Annotated in this window: 14 protein-coding genes; 8 read left to right on the forward strand and 6 right to left on the reverse strand. The window is 53.4% G+C overall.

Features of this window, described 5'->3' with window-relative positions; all coding sequences use genetic code 11:
• Window positions 1-42: 42 nt before the first annotated feature.
• Window positions 43-1,887: a DNA primase gene (gene dnaG, locus KIH39_RS03870; RefSeq protein ID WP_213497954.1), complete on the reverse strand. Its 1,845-nt coding sequence runs from the start codon at window positions 1,885-1,887 to the stop codon at window positions 43-45.
• A 474-nt stretch (window positions 1,888-2,361) separates the two neighbouring features.
• On the opposite strand from dnaG, the gene KIH39_RS03875 reads away from it, so the two are divergent.
• On the forward strand, window positions 2,362-4,314 hold the full coding sequence (locus KIH39_RS03875) for a TlpA disulfide reductase family protein (RefSeq protein WP_213497955.1): 1,953 nt from the start codon (window positions 2,362-2,364) through the stop codon (window positions 4,312-4,314).
• A 35-nt stretch (window positions 4,315-4,349) separates the two neighbouring features.
• On the opposite strand, the gene queC is transcribed toward KIH39_RS03875, so the two are convergent.
• Entirely contained in the window at window positions 4,350-5,036 is a 687-nt protein-coding gene (queC, locus tag KIH39_RS03880; RefSeq protein WP_213497956.1) for a 7-cyano-7-deazaguanine synthase QueC, read from the reverse strand.
• A gap of 104 nt (window positions 5,037-5,140) precedes the next feature.
• Here queC and queF point away from each other — a divergent pair, with 104 nt between their 5' ends.
• From queF to KIH39_RS03895, 3 genes are read left to right on the forward strand one after another with little or no spacing between them, the layout of a single operon-like run.
• A complete protein-coding gene (gene queF, locus KIH39_RS03885) occupies window positions 5,141-5,509 on the forward strand; it encodes a preQ(1) synthase (protein WP_213497957.1) in 369 nt (122 codons plus the stop codon).
• 20 nt (window positions 5,510-5,529) lie between these two features.
• Window positions 5,530-6,594 (forward strand): tetratricopeptide repeat protein, encoded by a 1,065-nt coding sequence (locus KIH39_RS03890; RefSeq protein WP_213497958.1) that lies wholly within the window; start codon window positions 5,530-5,532, stop codon window positions 6,592-6,594.
• Window positions 6,591-7,208 carry a DNA-3-methyladenine glycosylase family protein gene (locus KIH39_RS03895; RefSeq protein ID WP_213497959.1) on the forward strand — a complete coding sequence of 206 codons (618 nt, stop codon included), beginning with the start codon at window positions 6,591-6,593 and terminating at the stop codon, window positions 7,206-7,208. The genes KIH39_RS03890 and KIH39_RS03895 overlap by 4 nt, the downstream gene beginning before the upstream one ends.
• A 6-nt stretch (window positions 7,209-7,214) precedes the next feature.
• On the opposite strand, the gene KIH39_RS03900 is transcribed toward KIH39_RS03895, so the two are convergent.
• Window positions 7,215-8,228 carry an L-threonylcarbamoyladenylate synthase gene (locus KIH39_RS03900; RefSeq protein ID WP_246539514.1) on the reverse strand — a complete coding sequence of 338 codons (1,014 nt, stop codon included), beginning with the start codon at window positions 8,226-8,228 and terminating at the stop codon, window positions 7,215-7,217.
• Between the two features lie 165 nt (window positions 8,229-8,393).
• Here KIH39_RS03900 and KIH39_RS03905 point away from each other — a divergent pair, with 165 nt between their 5' ends.
• The 3 genes from KIH39_RS03905 to KIH39_RS03915 all read left to right on the forward strand — a co-directional run bounded on the left by KIH39_RS03905 (window position 8,394) and on the right by KIH39_RS03915 (window position 12,021).
• A complete protein-coding gene (locus KIH39_RS03905; protein WP_213497960.1) occupies window positions 8,394-9,857 on the forward strand; it encodes a tetratricopeptide repeat protein in 1,464 nt (487 codons plus the stop codon).
• A 137-nt stretch (window positions 9,858-9,994) separates the two neighbouring features.
• On the forward strand, window positions 9,995-11,026 hold the full coding sequence (locus KIH39_RS03910) for a tyrosine-protein phosphatase (protein WP_213497961.1): 1,032 nt from the start codon (window positions 9,995-9,997) through the stop codon (window positions 11,024-11,026).
• Window positions 11,027-11,046: 20 nt separating this feature from the next.
• Complete coding sequence (locus tag KIH39_RS03915; protein ID WP_213497962.1) at window positions 11,047-12,021, forward strand: glycosyltransferase family 2 protein; 975 nt, start codon at window positions 11,047-11,049, stop codon at window positions 12,019-12,021.
• 2 nt (window positions 12,022-12,023) lie between these two features.
• Here the strand turns inward: KIH39_RS03915 and KIH39_RS03920 are convergent, their stop codons facing one another.
• Together KIH39_RS03920 and KIH39_RS03925 are read right to left on the reverse strand one after the other, a co-directional pair.
• Window positions 12,024-12,977, reverse strand: a complete 954-nt coding sequence (locus KIH39_RS03920; protein ID WP_213497963.1) for an ornithine cyclodeaminase family protein — start codon at window positions 12,975-12,977, stop codon at window positions 12,024-12,026.
• A 24-nt stretch (window positions 12,978-13,001) separates the two neighbouring features.
• Complete coding sequence (locus KIH39_RS03925) at window positions 13,002-14,192, reverse strand: pyridoxal phosphate-dependent aminotransferase (protein ID WP_213497964.1); 1,191 nt, start codon at window positions 14,190-14,192, stop codon at window positions 13,002-13,004.
• A gap of 98 nt (window positions 14,193-14,290) precedes the next feature.
• Here KIH39_RS03925 and KIH39_RS03930 point away from each other — a divergent pair, with 98 nt between their 5' ends.
• On the forward strand, window positions 14,291-15,562 hold the full coding sequence (locus KIH39_RS03930) for a glycosyltransferase family 4 protein (RefSeq protein ID WP_213497965.1): 1,272 nt from the start codon (window positions 14,291-14,293) through the stop codon (window positions 15,560-15,562).
• Here the strand turns inward: KIH39_RS03930 and KIH39_RS03935 are convergent.
• Complete coding sequence (locus KIH39_RS03935) at window positions 15,559-16,629, reverse strand: S1C family serine protease (protein WP_213497966.1); 1,071 nt, start codon at window positions 16,627-16,629, stop codon at window positions 15,559-15,561. The two genes, KIH39_RS03930 and KIH39_RS03935, sit on opposite strands and share 4 nt — an antisense overlap.
• Window positions 16,630-16,765: the final 136 nt, after the last annotated feature.

Genomic DNA, 16,765 nt, shown 5'->3' on the forward strand with positions numbered 1-16,765 from the left:
CGTCTCCGGCCGGTGTCGTCAACGATACGTCCCGGTGGTGAATCAAGTGGTCTCCGCAGTCGAAGGTTCGGCCGAACCAATTACCGCGGAACGAGTTTGCAGTTTGCGAAGCAGTTCCATTGCAGCAGTTTCATCCTGGGCCGAATGTATCTGCTCCTTGATGTCTCTGGAAATTCGTTCGTTCTTGCGAGCGGCGAATTCCGCTGAAATCCTTTTCAGCCATCCTCCTGTATCAGGGTTGGATTTTCCGACTTCCTGCAAGTCCAGCGCGCGATCGATCAGAGCGGGATTATCGATGTAGAGCCGCAGCCCATCTTCATCGGCCGGTAATCCCTCATCGTGTAGTCGATACAGGCACGCTAAGAGCTTCTTCAAACCCGGATGATCTACGTCGTCCGGATGTATTGTTATTCTGGCGTCGGGAATCAAACTCGCGTCCGCCAGCAGTATTTCCAGTAATTCTATTTCCAGGGGAGGAGCCGGGGCCACTCGTATGGACTTGGCCTCTTCCTCATGGTATCTGTCCGTCGTCTCGCGAGGTCGGTTCGTCGTTTTCTTCTGCTCGCGAAGTTCCTGCAGTCGGGACCGCAGGGTGTCCACCATCAGACCCAGTCGCTGGCTGATGCGGTGAACGATCAAGTCCTGTTTCATGCGGATGGACGTCTCGGAAGTCTCCGGTGCCGCCACCATGATTCTCAACAGTGTATCCGCTATTCGACGCTTGCCTTCCACGGTGGAAAAAGTTTCCACTTTGAGCAATTCGTTCATTTTGAAATCGAGCGCGTCGATGGCCTCGGCCAGGACGCGCTCAAATGCTTCACGACCACCCGGTTGAATCAGCAGATCGCACGGATCCAGGGATTCGGGTAAAGTCGCGATCAGGAGCTCCAGGTCGTTTCCGACGAAGATTTCCAGAGCACGATCGATACCAGTCTTCCCACCGGCATCCGCATCGAAAACCAGGATGACTTTCACTTCCTTCGGCAAATACCGGCGAAGTTGAGTCAGGTGTCTGGTATTCAGTGCGGTTCCCATCGTAGCCACGACGTTGCCAATGCCGAACTGGTGGGCCATCATGACATCCGTGTAACCTTCCACGATAGCAATGGTGCCAGTCTTAGCCGCGACATGCCGAGCTGTATCCAACCCAAAGAGAAGTTCACTTTTGTTAAAAAGTGCCGTCTCTGTAGAGTTATAATACTTCGGTAAATTGTTCGGGTTGGGAGAACTGGGTAAAATGCGGCCGCCAAATCCCACCGTTTGCCCGCGCGCATCGCGTATTGGGAATATTATGCGATCTCGGAATCGATCGTAAAATCCATTCCCGTCGTTTCTTTGCGCTATCAGGCCAACGTCCACCAGCGTCTTGGCATCGATCTGGGCAGTGCGGGAACGCCGGACGATCCAGTCACCATAGCCAGGAGCGAACCCCAGACCGAAACTGCGAACCGTCGATCCATTCAACCGTCGCTCGCCCAAATATACGCGGGCGGCCTCCGCCTCTTCCCCGTCGAAAAGCAGTTGTTCGTATTGTTGCTGGGCCCAGCGCAGGCACTCCTGCATGCGAATGCGATGATGGTCCAGCTTCGCGTCTTCTTCCAGCGAGATTCCCGCTTTGCGAGCTAGAAGAGCGCGAGCTTCCTTGAAGTCCACCTTCTCCTGCAGCATCACAAACTTGAATACATCGCCGAAGGCTCCGCACGCCCAGCATTTATAACGTTGCCGGTTGGAATCGACATCGAGCGAAGGACGGGTATCGGAATGAAATGGGCAAATGGCCACGTAGCGGCCGCCGCGAGGTTGCAAAGACAAATAGGAACCGACGACAGATACGATGTCGTTCGCTTCCTTGATTTGCTTCGTGAGTGCAACCCAATCAGCAGCCAAGTCTTCACCTTTGCCCTGGGCAATCGGGAATAGTCCAAACTAAGTATGGGACCAGGTTCACAATTTCCGGATGTGGAACAGTTCGAAAGAAATCAGGCGGGACGAAAACGAATCCGCATGACCCGCAAAGTCGCTCCCGACTTTACAAGCCACCTATTTTCTAGTCTTTGGTCCCATCCGGGCCGATGCATTCATCCTATACCATGCATAAGAGTGATTATACCCCTGCTGGTAGGTCAGTCAAGCAAGGTGGCAAATTCGGGTTTTGAGCGAATGGCGGTTCTGGGAAGCTGGCGAAACTTTCCGGATTATAACGATAGCAATTACTACACCCGTCTTTTCCTAATCAACCCGTTACAACCAGAATGCCGATGATACCGATGTTGATTTTTAGGGGGCCGGGCCGTTCTCGGGAAGCGTCAACCCAACGCTCGAGAGTTGCCCCACGCCGACTTCGAAAGGAAGGATTCTTGCATGGCTCGGTGGAATTTGCGGTTGTTGAGCCTCGCTGCTTTGCTAATCACCAGCACCCTGGCTTACGGTGCAGGCCCTTCGCCTGCAGACATCTTAAGTATCAAACCCAAGCAGGATGTGACCATCAGTACGCCCACGGCTGCCGAAGTCGATAAGTGTACGGTCGAACTCATCCGCGGCAACAAACTGGCCAACGGTAAATCGACCAGCGGCTGGTTATTGAAAGATCCTCAGGGCAAGATTCTCCGCCGGTTTTTCGATACCGAAGGGGATAACAAACTTCACCTGTGGTCCTTCTACCTCAACGGCGAAGAAGTATATCGGGAAATCGATTCTAATTCGGATGCGATTCCCGATCAGTTCCGCTGGCTCGGCGTCAACGGCTCCAAGTGGGGTGTGGATCGCCGGCAGACCGGTAAGATCGATACCTGGATCGTGATCTCCCCGGAAGAGGTCAGCCAGGAAGTTTTGGCCGCCGTGGTCGCTAAGGATTACGCCCGGTTGCAGGCCTTGTTCCTGAGCAAGGAAGACATGGAAACGCTCCAGCTTCCTGAAGCGGAAGTCATTCGCATCAAAAATAGCATTGCCGCCGCTCAGGCAAAATTCACCAAGACGATTTCGGGAATGAAAGCACTTTCCGAAAAAGCGAAGTGGATTCACCTGGAAACGAAGATGCCCCAAACCGTCCCGGCCGATTCGCTCGGGACCCGTGTCGATCTGGTCCACCACAAGCAGGGAACGATTCTTTACCAGGATGGCGAAAAACATGACTGGTTGCAGACGGGTGAACTGATCCAAGTCGGTCGCGCCTGGAAGTTGATCGATGCCCCGACCCCCGGTTCCGTGGTCGATGCCCCCGTGAGCGGCACTAGTGAAGTGGCGAGCAACGGCTCGGCGAACATCGATCTTCCCGATGAAGCCAAACCGTTCCTGGATAAGCTCAAGGAACTCGATGCCAAAGCTCCCAAGCAGGGCGAAAGTGTCGATAAGATCGCTCAGTACAACTTCGACCGCGCCCTGATTCTCGAAAAGATCGTTCCGCTGGTCAAGGGCACGGCTCGCGATCAATGGATCCGCCAAATTGCCGATTGCCTGAACGCCGCGGTTCAAAGCGATCCCAAACAGAAGAGCGCCTACGATCGCTTGGTTCAATGGCAGGGCGTTGTGGATAAAGAGTCGGCCAGCAGCAACACCGCCGCTTACGTGGCCTACCGCGTTCTCTCGGCCAACTACTCCCGTAAGCTGAACGAGACCAAGACCTCGGAAATGGGTAAGCTGCAGGAAGAATGGCGCGACAGCCTGACCAAATTCGTGACCACGTATAACACTGCGGAAGATACCCCCGACGCCTTGATTCAGTTGGGCATGCTCAACGAATTCATGGGCAAGGAAGTGGAAGCCAAGAACTGGTACAGCCGACTGGTCAAGAATTTCGACAAGCACGCCATGGCGCCCAAAGCCCAGGGCGCGATTGATCGCCTCAGCCTGGAAGGCAAGGAATTCGCTTTAACCGGGCAGACTTTGGGCGCTGGCAATCCCTTCGACATCAAGACGCTGAAGGGCAAGGCCGTGGTGGTTTACTACTGGGCCAGCTGGAATGAACAGTGCGTGTCCGATTTCGCCAAGATCAAAACGCTGATCAGCAGCCAGGCGAATCGCGTAGAACTGGTCTGCGTGAACCTGGACAACACGCCTCAAGAGGCTCTGAAGTTCCTCCAGAAGCATACGGTTTCCGGTACGCACCTTTATTCGCAAGGAGCCAACGGAGCCGCCGGTACGGATAGCCCGATGGCCACTCAGTACGGGATCTTCGTTTTGCCACACGTATTCGTGCTGGATACCGAAGGTAAAGTGGTCAACCGCAACGGTCAAGTGCCTACGCTGGACGATGACCTGAAGAAGATCTTCAAGGATAAGGAAGATTCGAAGGATTCTTCCAAGGATAAGAAATAGTCGAGGCCATCGAGGGGCGGAACGAGTTCCGCCCCTCAGCTTTTGTAGGTCGTAGGATCGGTCACTCCCGCTTCCGCAAAACCTTTCGCTCGCAATAAACACGAATCGCATTTGCCGCAGGATCGACCGCTCTCATCCGGGTCGTAACAGCTCAGAGTCTGCGCATAATCAATTCCCAGCGCAATCCCTTTCCGGATAATTTCCGCTTTCGTCATTTGAATGAGTGGGGCATGCACCTGAAATTTTGCCGTGCCTTCGACTCCCGCCTTGGTGGCAAGATTCGCCAGGTTCGCAAACGCCTCGAGAAAAGCCGGCCGGCAGTCGGGATAGCCGGAGTAATCGAGAATGTTGGCGCCAATGAACAGGTCGTAGGCTCCGACCGTTTCCGCATAGCCTAGACAAAGAGAGAGTAGAATCGTATTTCGGGCCGGCACATAGGTAACGGGAATCCCATGGGACATCTGATCGGACGAGCGATTTTTAGGCACGTCGATGTTCGCAGTGAGAGCTGAGCCTCCAAAGGTGCGCAGATCGATGGCCACCGTTTTATGTTCATGGACCTTGCGAGATTCCGCGAATTGGGCGGCCCGTTGCAGTTCCACTTTGTGACGTTGACCGTAATCGACACTAAGAGCATAGACGGCATACTCTTGCTCCTGGGCAATCGCCAGAGTGGTGGCGCTGTCGAGTCCACCGCTGAGTAGAACTACGGCCTTTTTCATTCCTACTATTCCTCCGGATCGCAAAGTCGGCTTGCGGGCCGATCAACAGCCTATTAAATGAATAGAGAATAGATTCGTAAGGAATGTTCATCGAGAAATGCAGCATGGCCGAACTACAGGCACCTTCCGTCGAGGAATTGGAAACCTTTCCGAACCCCAGTCCGGGCCGGGAGTATACTATTGAGATCGTTTGCCCGGAATTCACGAGCATGTGTCCGAAGACGGGCCAACCCGATTACGGAACTATTACCTATACCTACACGCCCGGGGCAGCCTGCGTAGAGCTGAAATCTTTGAAGCTCTATCTTCAGAAATATCGGATGCAGGGCATCTTCTACGAAGCCGTCACCAACAAATTATTGGATGATTTCGTGAAAGCCTGCAACCCGATCCGCTGTAAAGTGGAGAGTCGCTGGACGCCGCGAGGCGGGATTTCCTCAATCATCACCTGCCAGATGGAAGCCCGTAAATAATCCTCTTTAAACACGGTCCCATGAAAAAAATCCTGTCGGTTCTCTGGCTCGGTCTGGCGGCCTCGGTGGCTCATGGCGGTGTATTTTCAACGACCGATCCTTTCCCCTTCGTCAGCGATAGTAAGGGGGCGATACTTCCGCTCGCGTTTGTTGATTTCAAACTACTCATGGGAGAATGGCTGGCCGTGCCGGCGCCCGCCGGGGAGAAATTACGCAAGCAGTTGGAAGAGCAGGTTGCCAACTTCAAAAAAGGGGATGTCAATCGCCTGGGTCCCGAAGAGATTTCGACTTATGCCGCCGCACTGATTCGCTTGAACAAGATCGACGAAGCCTTGAACGTGCTTCTGAATGCCTCGCGCAACCGCGCTCAAGATGGTTTTTTAGTTCAGTCGGAACTGGCACATGTGCACTACCTGCGCGGAGAATACCGCGAAGCGCTCGAAGCGGAATCGACGGCTCTTCGCGATTATCCACCTCCAAAAAAGTTCGGAAGTCTGAAACCCGAGCAATGGGCCTGGATTCTCAAGGTAGAGAAGGAATTCGTTCTGCCGATGTACCGACTTCGCCGCGATGAAACGAAGTCCAGAGCGATCCGCGTTTTCGATGCTCCGGATGAATTGTTTCCTTATCGCAATCCGCGCGATAAATCCGATGTGCAAGTGATCAACTGGAAGTCTTCTCCGGACTATCCGGCGCAGCCTATACCTGAAACGGATAAATCCAAAATCCCGGCGGATGCCCTGTCGGCCTTGCAGTGGATGATGTTGAATAATCCGACCGATACTCGACTTTACTGGTTGATGGGAGAAGTCTTCAATTTTCGCGGGGAGCACGATACGGCCGTTAAAATCTTTGATGAGTCCGTCGATGCCCCCCGCAATTACACCAGTTCCCTGTTGATGGAGCATCGTCAGGCACTTCATCAATCCCTTCAAGCCCAGGCCGAAGTGAAGAAGGCAGACGAGGAAAAAGCGGCCAACGACGACCGGAAAATGTTGCGATATATCTCGATTGGCATCGGCGCGATTATCGTCGTACTGCTGATTCTCCACGTTCGGAATTTAATTCGGAGAATGAGCCAGTGAAATTTCACCACCATGTGAAGGCGGCCGAAAAACACCTTTCCGGGGCTCATCCGCTTTTTCACCGGCACATTAAATCTCGTGGCGGCTGCAAGATCAAGCTGCGACCGGGTGGCTATCAAGTTCTCTGCTCCTCGATTATCTCCCAGCAGATTTCCACTTTGGCGGCCAAATCCATTTCCCGCAAAGTGATGGCCTACTGCGGCGGTAAAAAATTCGATCCGGAAGTAATCTTCCAGGCACCGGAAGACGATTTGCGAGCTTGCGGTTTGTCCCGAGGTAAGGTTCGCTATCTCAAGGCCTTATCCGAGAAGGTGATTGAGGATCCGCGATTTTTCAAGCGATTGCCTCGGCTGACAGACGAACAGATTATGGAATCGCTGCTGCCGATTCCGGGAATCGGCCCATGGACAGTCGAGATGTTCATGATGTTCTCGCTAGGCCGGATGGATGTCCTGCCCGTGGCGGATTTGGGAATTCAGAAAGGATTCCAGAAACTCTTTGAATTGACGGAACTCCCCAAGAAAAAGCAAATGATCGAATTGGCCGAACCATGGCGGCCCTATCGTTCAGTCGCCTGTTTCTTTCTCTGGGCCATGCAGGACGGAAGTGACTGAGAGGGATTATTTCGCCGCGGCTCGCGTTAGCCGATCTCGCACTGCCAGCCATTCTTCCTCTTTAGGTGGCAACTCAATGAGAATTTCTTCGAACTGATTCTGATCCAGTTCATGGAGAGTTTGATAAAGAATCTCTGCGTATGCGGCCGGATCGGATGGCATGCATTGAATTTCGGAATAGGGAGCTAACTGCTCCTTCGGCCAGGAAATAAACAGTGTGATGCGACGGCTTGCTGGTCGAGCGATTGTCACATGCCGAAGCCATTCCTCAGAACTTTCGAAAACCGACAGCGGTGTTTTCGGGGAGTAATGACGAGCCGACATTCCCGGAGCCGGTTGCGGAATCTGGCCGTCCGCGACATTGGCCCCCCAGACGACCTCCTGTTTTAAGCAATTTCGCAGATCTTCGGGCGTAACAGGTCCGAAGCGAAGAATCCTCACTGGCTTTTCTGTCAGATCTACAACAGTTGACTCGATTCCTCGTTGAGTTGGACCACCGTCGAGAATCAACTCGACCCGATCTCCCAGACTTTGCAGAACATGCTCGGCACGCGTTGGGGAAACACCCAGAGAACGATTAGCACTGGGGGCCGCCAGAGGAACGCCACTGGCTTCTATCAACGCCCGTGCCACGGGATGGTTAGGCATTCGGATCGCCACGGTCGAACCCCCACCGGTTGCCAAGTCGGGTACGATGGGCGATTTGGGAAGTACGATCGTAAGGGGGCCGGGCCAGAATTTTTTTGCCAATAAATCGGCTTCCTCAGGCCAATCGGAGGCAAGAAGCTTGGCCTGAGCGGTACTATTAATATGGAGGATCAAAGGATTGGTACTTGGCCGACCTTTCGCGGTATAAATCCTTTGAACAGCCTGAGGATCTAACGCATTTGCCCCGAGGCCATAGACGGTCTCGGTGGGGAATGCCACGAGAAGAGCTCGCTTTAGCAAACTCGCTGCTAAAGCGATGATTTCTTGTTCGGGATAGGCCGGTTGAATTGAAAGGAGTTTGCCCATCTTCATAGACCTATCGATTGGAATATTGAGAAGATCCAATAAAAATACATCAAATCGTTCTTTCGGAACATTTGCGGGATCTGTTACGATAGTAACTACTCGTTAAAGACTTGTCAGACTTCAATACCGTCCTACGGTTTGCATGTACTCGCAGCCAGATAGGAACCAGGCATGGCAGATATTACTTCGAAGACCTCTATTACCCCTACGCCCGAACAACGCCGAATCGCCGCGGACAATTTCGACCGTGCCAATCAGATATTGCCCTCGGGTAATTATGACTATGGCATCCAGTTGTTGCAACTCTGCTGCAAACTCGATCCCGGCAATCTCGCCTATCGCCAGATGCTGCGCCGGACCCAGAAGAGCAAATACAGCAACCTCAAAGGCAGTTCTCTGGCATTCATGACTACCGCCGGGACACGGACCCGCATGAAGAATTGCCTCCGCAGCGGCGACTATCTGAAAGTGCTTGAGTACGGTGAAGAAATTCTTTCGAAAAATCCCTGGGATCTCGGCGTCCAACAGGACATGGCCACCGCTGCGGAATCAGCCGGTTTACTCGACACGGCGATCTTCGTGCTGGACCAGGCGCGACAAAAATTTCCCAAAGATCCGGGACTGAATCGGCAACTGGCTCGACTCTTCGAAAAACGGGGCCATTTCCAGCATGCAATTGCCCTTTGGCAAATGGTGAAAGAGGCCGTTCCCAGTGATGTGGAAGCGGCCCATAAAGCCAAGGATCTGGCCGCTAGCGAGACGATTCAGCGTGGACGCTACGGCGAAGGTGGTGGCAGCAATACCCACACGGCGATCGGCTCCGGAACAGGTAGTAACAGCGATTCCAAAGAACAACCCGCTCTCGATCGGGCGGCTCGCGAGGCGGCTCCTTTTCTGAAAAAGATCCAGGAAAAGCCCGAAGACGTTCACGCCTGGTTGCAACTGGCCGGTGTGTACAAGAAAATGAATCGTGTCGAGCAGGCCAAGGAAACGCTGGAGAAGGCGTTGAATGCCACGGGGCAGAATTTCCAGGTTCGTATGGAACTTCTGGAAATGGAGATTGACCCCCTCACCAAAAATCTCAGCTTGAGCAATGCGAAAATTGCCGAACTGGAAGCGCAAAGCGCTGAAGAGGCGGTCGAAGAAGTAGACGGCCCTTCTCTGGAAGACCTCAAGCGGATTCGCAATAAGCTCATCAAGGAAATCAATGCCCGCGAAGTAGAAATCTTTCGAGCCAAGAGCGAGCGTTTCCCAACCGACGCCAGCTTTCGACTGGAACTGGCCATCCGACTCTACCAGGGCGGTAAGGTGGACGAAGCGATCGCCGAATTGCAGGTCGTGCGAAAAGACACTCGGCTTTCGGGTAAAGCGATGATGCATCTGGGCAAGTGCTTCCTGCTCAAGAACAACTGGCGTTTGGCCCAGCGAAATCTCGAAGAGTCCCTGGCGGCAGTGACCGTCAACGACGAAGCTTCCAAGAAGGAACTGCTGTTTTTACTCGCGAAAGGCCATGCGGAGTTCGGCGAACTGACGAAGGCCATTGAGCTTGGTCACGACCTGGAAAACATCGATTTCGTCTATAAAGGCATCGATAAACTGGTCGAAGCCTGGGAAACCCGGCTGCAGGAAGCTTAGACCGACTGATTTTTGTTCGCCCAATCCTCCCGATTTGCACATTTTGACAAGCCGAAAGCCGATAATAAACTGTCGGCCTTGCAAAATTTTCCATTCCTCAGCAGACTACAGCTAGGGAAAGGTCGTCGTAATTCGGGATGAAATTGATCGCGCCAAATCTCGTCAGTTCCAGGAAGCAGCTCGCATGGCCTTTGTCCTACCAGAGGTTGAAGTGGGCAAGCCTTGCTGCGCTCCTTACCGTTCTGGGATTGCTGCTCTGGGAAGTGCTTCACGTTCTGGCAGGCTGGAATACTCACACAGTCATCGACAAACAACTTTACCGCAGTGCGCAGCTCTCTGAAGCCAAGCTCCGGGAATTCGCCTCGGAAAACGGTATCAAAACCATCGTCAACTTGCGGGGCTTCAACGGTTGGGAAGGCTGGTACCAAGCCGAGAGTAAAGTCGCTGCCGAACTCGGTATCTCTCAAGAAGATTTGACGACCTCCGCGAACGTCTTCCCCAACCCTAACGAGATGCGCAAACTGGTCGAGATCTACGACCGGAGCGAACGGCCCTTGCTGGTTCACTGCCGTCGGGGATCGGATCGCACGGGACTGGCCACGGGGATTTTTCTGCTGCTCTATACCAATGCCAATTTGAGCGATGTGCGATGGAACTGCTCCCCGCGCTATGGGCATTTTCGGGCGATGACCACGGCTCGCATGGACGAGTTCTTTGACTTTTACGAAGAATATCTTCAGTCAATTCAGAAGGAACATAGTCCCGAAATATTTCGCGACTGGATCCTCACGAAATATGAACCGGGGCATTTTCTCGGGAACTTGAAGCTTCCGCCTCAGCCGGAATGGAAGCGGGATCAGACGCTTTGCTTCATCGCCCAGGCGGAAAACCTCTCCTCAATGCCGTGGAAAATGAGTGCCGGGCGATTCGTCGGCGTGCACCTGTGCTATCAGGTAAACGACGAAGCCGGAGAGATTGTTTATAAGGACGTAGCCGGTCTCTTCGATCGCGTGGTGCAACCGGGTGAAAGTGTGGATCTGGAGATCTGCCTTCCGGCCATCAAAAAAGCGGGTACCTACTACCTCCACTTCGAGCTGACGGGCGAGAAACATATCGCTTTCAGCAAGATCGGCTGGCAGCCGATCGTTTGGAAATTTGAAATTCGATAATTGAACCAGGGAAGGTTCTCATGCGAAAGCTTTCAATCGTAATTCCGATCAAGGATGAACAGGATAACCTGAAGCCGCTGCACGCGTTGGTCGTGAAGAGTCTGCAGGATTGGGGTCCCTGGGAATTGATTTTTGTCGACGACGGCAGTACGGACCGTTCGCCGCAAGTACTCAGCGATCTCGCTCAGGCTGATTCCCGGGTCAAAGTCATCCGACTCCGCAAAAATTTTGGGCAGGCGGCGGCCACGCAAGCCGGTCTGGATGCTGCCACCGGCGATTTGATTGCGACCATGGATGGTGATATTCAGAATGATCCTTCAGATCTCACCGGTATGATCGCCAAGCTGGATGAAGGTTATGATGTGATTCTCGGAGAGCGGGCTAAACGCAAAGACGGTATGCTCCTTCGCAAGGTTCCCAGCTATCTGGCCAACCGTCTGATTCGCAAAGTAGCCGGTATTCCTTTCCGGGATTTCGGCTGCGCCATCCGCGTCATGAAAGCGGAATTTGCTCACGGCTTGAAACTCTACGGCGAAATGCACCGGTTTATCACCGTTTTGTTGATGAATCAGGGTGCTCGAATTGCTCAATTGCCGGTGAAGCATCACGCTCGCAATGCCGGTACTTCAAAGTACGGCATCGGCCGAACCGGACGAGTGATTCTGGATCTGATCACCATCAAGTTTCTCTCGGGTTATCTGACCCGACCGATGCATTTTCTGGGCGGCATTGGGCTCACTTTTGTCGGAGCGGGTGTTGTCGCTCTGGCCGCGACAGTCCTTATGAAGATGATTTCCGGCCTCTGGATGACTGGTAACCCTTTGCTCCATCTGAGTGTGATGCTCACCCTTGTGGGCATGCAATTCGTCTCGATGGGAGTCATCGGGGAGGTTGTGGTCCGGACCTATTTCGAAAGCCAGAGTAAATCTCCCTATAGCGTGCGGGAGACTCTGAATATTGAAGAGCCTAATGTGGCGGAACGCAAAGCGGCTTAATTTCAAAGGTCGAGAGTCGTTCCGATATTCATCTCCCGCGCTCGGAGGAGGATTTTCTGAGCCACTACGATATCTTCCAGGCCGATGCCTAGCGATTTGAACAAAGTGATTTCCGTCGGGGATTCCCGACCCGGTAAGCGGCCGGTGACGACTCGACCCAATTCGTGGATATCGGACCAGGCAATCAGCTTAGTATCCAGGGCTTCCGCAAAATCGCCGGCCTCAATCCGGCCTTGTTCCTTGCTGTCAATCACTAGAACGTTCGTCTTTTTGATAACTTCCAGATCGATTTCCGATTTGCCCAGGAAATTCGAACCCACAATATTCAGATGCGTGCCCGGGGCAATCCACTCTCCTTTTAAAACCGGAGTGCGACTCTTCGTGGCCGTGCAAATAATATCCTGACCGAGGGCGGCCTGTTCCGGTTGAGTAGCCGCTACGATCGGCAGCCCTTCTTTTTGAAGATCTTCCACGAAGGCTTTGAGATTCGCTTCCGTCGGACTGTAAGCCGTAATCTTTTCGATCTTCCGGACTTTGCAAACCGCTAACACCTGCGTGCGAGCTTGCTTACCGCTGCCATAAATCCCGAGATGTTTCGATTCCGGCCGGGACAAACACTTCGTCGCAACCGCACTGGCGGCTCCCGTTCGTACCTGTCCGAGATGATCGGCTTGCATCAAAGCCGACATCTCTCCCGATTTGGCATCATAAATCGTAACGTGGAAACGGGCGGCCGCTTTGGTGGTCGTATAAGCCTTGTAGCCGATTACTCCCAGGGACTTGGCTGCAGCGGAAAGCACATGCAGGATGGTGTGATCGGTCTGGCAGCGCGACCGGGGGATGTTGAAGGCTTCTTCCAGAGCCATTTTGCGTAAACCGGCTTCGACGGCTTCGATCGCCATTTCCATGGTGAGAACCTGGCGAACCTGTTCTTCCGTGAGATACAAGACAGGCATAGTATCTCCTTTCGATTTAACGGATTACGTCGCAAGCCATTTGGCGAACGCGTCCAACCCCTCTTTGATGACTTCATCACTCGTCGCGAACGACATTCGAATGAAGCCTTCCTGACCAAATGCCGAGCCGGGCACAAAATTCACTTTAGCCTTTTCGAGAGCGGCCGTACAGAAACCTAATGAATCCGTCACTTTTACGCCGTCGATCGTTCGGCCGAAATAGGCCGAGACGTTGAAGAAAACGTAGAAAGCACCTTCCGGTTCCGGAAAAGTGATGTGCGGAATTTTTCGCAGCAAACCGCAGGTTAAATCTTTGCGACGGGCAAAGTGCTCGCGCATCTCGGCCACGCATTCCTGCGGGCCGTTGAGGGCCGCCAGAAGGGCATACTGGCTGACGCTCGAAGGACAGCCGGTTTCCTGGCCCTGAATGTTATTCATGGCGGCAATGACCGGAGCAGGGGCAATCGTCCAGCCCATGCGCCAGCCGGTCATGGCGTAGCTCTTACTGGCACCGCTGATGGTGATAGTTCGCTGTTTCAAGCCGGGCCTTAGCGTAGCCACACAGGTGGGCTTGGCATCGCCGTAGGTCAGTTGTTCGTAGATTTCATCGCTGAGGATAATCAGGTTCTTTTCGATGGCGATGTCAACGAGAGCTTCTAGTTCCTGCTTGGTGTAGACCGTTCCCGTCGGATTGCACGGCGAGTTCAGCATCAGCAGTTTGGAATTCTGAGTGACAGCACCGCGGAACTGGGCCGGAGTCATCTTGAACTTGGATTCCGCCGTCGTTTCGACCAACACCGGCTTGGCCCCGGTCATGCTGACGAGGTCGCTGTAACTCACCCAATAGGGGGCCGGGATGATCACTTCGTCGCCCGGGTTCAAAGTCGCCGCCAAGGCGTTGTGGATGGAATGCTTGGCCCCGGCGGAGATCAGTACTTCCGCCGGTTCGCATTCGAGGCCGTGCACTTTCTTGTACCAGGCGCAGACCGCTTTACGCAATTCCATGATGCCGGGAGCGGGCGTATAGTGCGTGTGGCCGGCCTTGACCGCTTCATCCGCGGCTTTACAAATATGGGCCGGCGTGGGAAAATCGGGCTCGCCAAGACTGAAGTCGTAAACCTTGATACCCGAATCTTTCATCTGTTTGGCTTTGGCTCCGGCGGCCATGGTGGCGGAGGGCTTCACGGAATTGGCCAACTTCGAAATCGCAATCATGCCTGTCACGGCTCCCAAATAAAAGCGGGCGTGTCAAATTGCTCTTCGATCATACTATGACAGCCCGCGACGTTGCGTAGTGCAGAATAAGGCAAAACATGCCATTGAACCTGCTTCATGTGATACAAAGATACCCCCCGGCTTGGGGCGGTTCGGAGGCTTATTTTGCCCGGCTCTCGCGCTGGCTGGTGGAACGCGGTCATTCGGTGGAGGTCTGGACGACCGATGCGAATGATCTTTCGGCCTTTTGGAACTCGAAGGCCAGCCGATTACCCGCTGGCGAATCGTTCGATGGCCAAGTATCCATCCGGCGTTTCCCGATCGACTACTGGCCTTTGCGGAGGTATCTTCTAAAAGGGCTTTCTCTGTTGCCGATGCCTGCACTTAAGGGATGGGTGCTTCCCGTCAATCCCATCAGTTTTGGCATGCGAAAAGAGGCAAAAATCACACAGAAAAAGTTCGATGCAGTGCATGCTTCGGCTTTCCCTTATTTGTTCCCCTGTCTTTGCGGACTGAAGCTAGCCCGTCGGCTCGGTTGCCCCTTTATCCTCACACCGTTTGTGCATATCGGCCCCTGGAATGATCCCAACAATGCCATCCGAAGGGCGTACCTCGCCAAGCCGATGGTACGACTTTTGAGAGAGTCCGATCTGATTTTTGCTCAAACGCCGAGTGAAGTTCAAGCAATCCAGCAGATGGGAGTGCCCGCGGAAAAAATACGCCTTCAAGGTTTGGGTGTTGATACTACCGAAGTTACTGGAGGCAATCGCTTACAAGCTCGCTCGAGGTGGGGAGCGATGGAGGATCAACTTGTCATCGGTCATCTGGCTAATCTTTCAAGGGAAAAAGGCACCCTCGATCTCCTCGAAGCTTTACGAATCGCTCTGGAGAAAAACCCTTCGTTAGTACCTCAGGTCCGATTGGTTCTGGCGGGCCCGAGCATGCTGCCGAACCTGGAGAAGGACTTGAAGCGACAGCCGGTGTTAACGTCGGTGGTCTCGATTGTTGGACCGCTGTCGCATGTTGAGAAGCGGGATTTCTTTGCCGGCATAGATCTCTTCTGCATGCCGTCGATTTCCGATTCGTTCGGCTTGGTTTATCTGGAAGCGATGGCTAATGGTAAGCGCTGTTTGGGTTACAAAGCGGGCGGGGCCGGAGATGTCTTACAGGGGACGGGAGGCGAGGCAGTGGAAGCCAACCTAGGGGTTCTCTCGGATGCCTTGTTTGGGATTTTAACGTTACAAGAAAGTTACCAGCAAATATCCGAAGAGGCAATCGAACGTTGCCAGAGAGAATTTCTCTGGCAACCAAAATTGGAACTGGTGGAACACGAGATAATCGAACTCCTGCGTTCCAGGATCAGAAGCTAATCTTTAAGACCGAAGGTGGCCGGCTGTTCTTCGATCAGAACTCGCAAATTCACCGGCTTGCCATCGCGGATAATCGCCAGATCGCTGGTCTTCCCCGCGGCCAGCAAAGCGATTGTTTTGGTGAATTCATCGCCCGTGTTGATCGATTTTTCATCGATTCGGGTAATAATATCGCCGACCTTGAGTCCGGCCTTGGCAGCGGGAGTATCTTCGTAGATGCGGGAAATCACGACGCCGGAGTTCGATTTTCGACCGAGTTGCTTCGCCAACTGCTCATCGATATCGAGAATTCCGATGCCAAGATAACCACGTTTAACGATGCCGTCCCGCAGCAAGGTCTCCATGATCTGCTTGGCAATATTGCTGCTGATCGACATAGAGATCCCCTGGAAGCCGCCCGATTTCGACTTGATGGCCGAGTTGATCCCGATAATCTTCCCCTCCATATTGATCAGCGGCCCACCCGAGTTTCCCGGATTCACCGCGGCGTCCGTCTGGATGAAGTCTTCATAGAGATTCATTTTCAAGTTTCGGCTCTTAGCGCTGATGATGCCGTGTGTCACGCTCCCGGCCAGCCCATAGGGAGCACCAATTGCCAGGACGCGATCGCCGACTTCCATCTCATCGCTGTTAGCGAAGGAGAGACTGGGAAGCGGTTGGTCGGGGTGAATTTTGACGACGGCGAGATCGGTTTTTCGGTCGCCGCGAATATCGGTGGTAACAAACCGTTTCCCGTCGGACAGTAGAACCGCTAGTGAATCGGCTCCATCCACCACGTGATAGTTCGTGAGAATCACGCCTCGAGAATCGACGATAACTCCCGATCCGACTCCGGTCACCTGATTGGTTACGCCATTGGAAGTACGGACTTTACGAAGTGGCTCGATGCTCACGACGGCGGGCAGACAGCGTTTAACGATGTCTCGGTAGGAGGTCAATTCCTTGGGATAGCTGGCAACATTCCGGGAATCGGCCTGGAGTTGGTTGTGATTGTGAAAACTGTAACCGGCGAAAGCACCGGTCATTAGTAATGCGGAAAAGAAGCCAAAATGGCTGATCTTTCTCATGGAGATAAACTCCTTTATTGTGGGCTTCACGGTGTAGGTTTGGAAATCGGATCTACCTAATTCTAGATCACGAAGGCAAGTCCCCGACAGAGATTTTCCTCTTCCCCGGAAGAAATCCGAAATCCACGTTTTGGGT

The sequence above is a fragment of the Telmatocola sphagniphila genome, assembly GCF_018398935.1.
Lineage (GTDB): Bacteria > Planctomycetota > Planctomycetia > Gemmatales > Gemmataceae > Telmatocola > Telmatocola sphagniphila.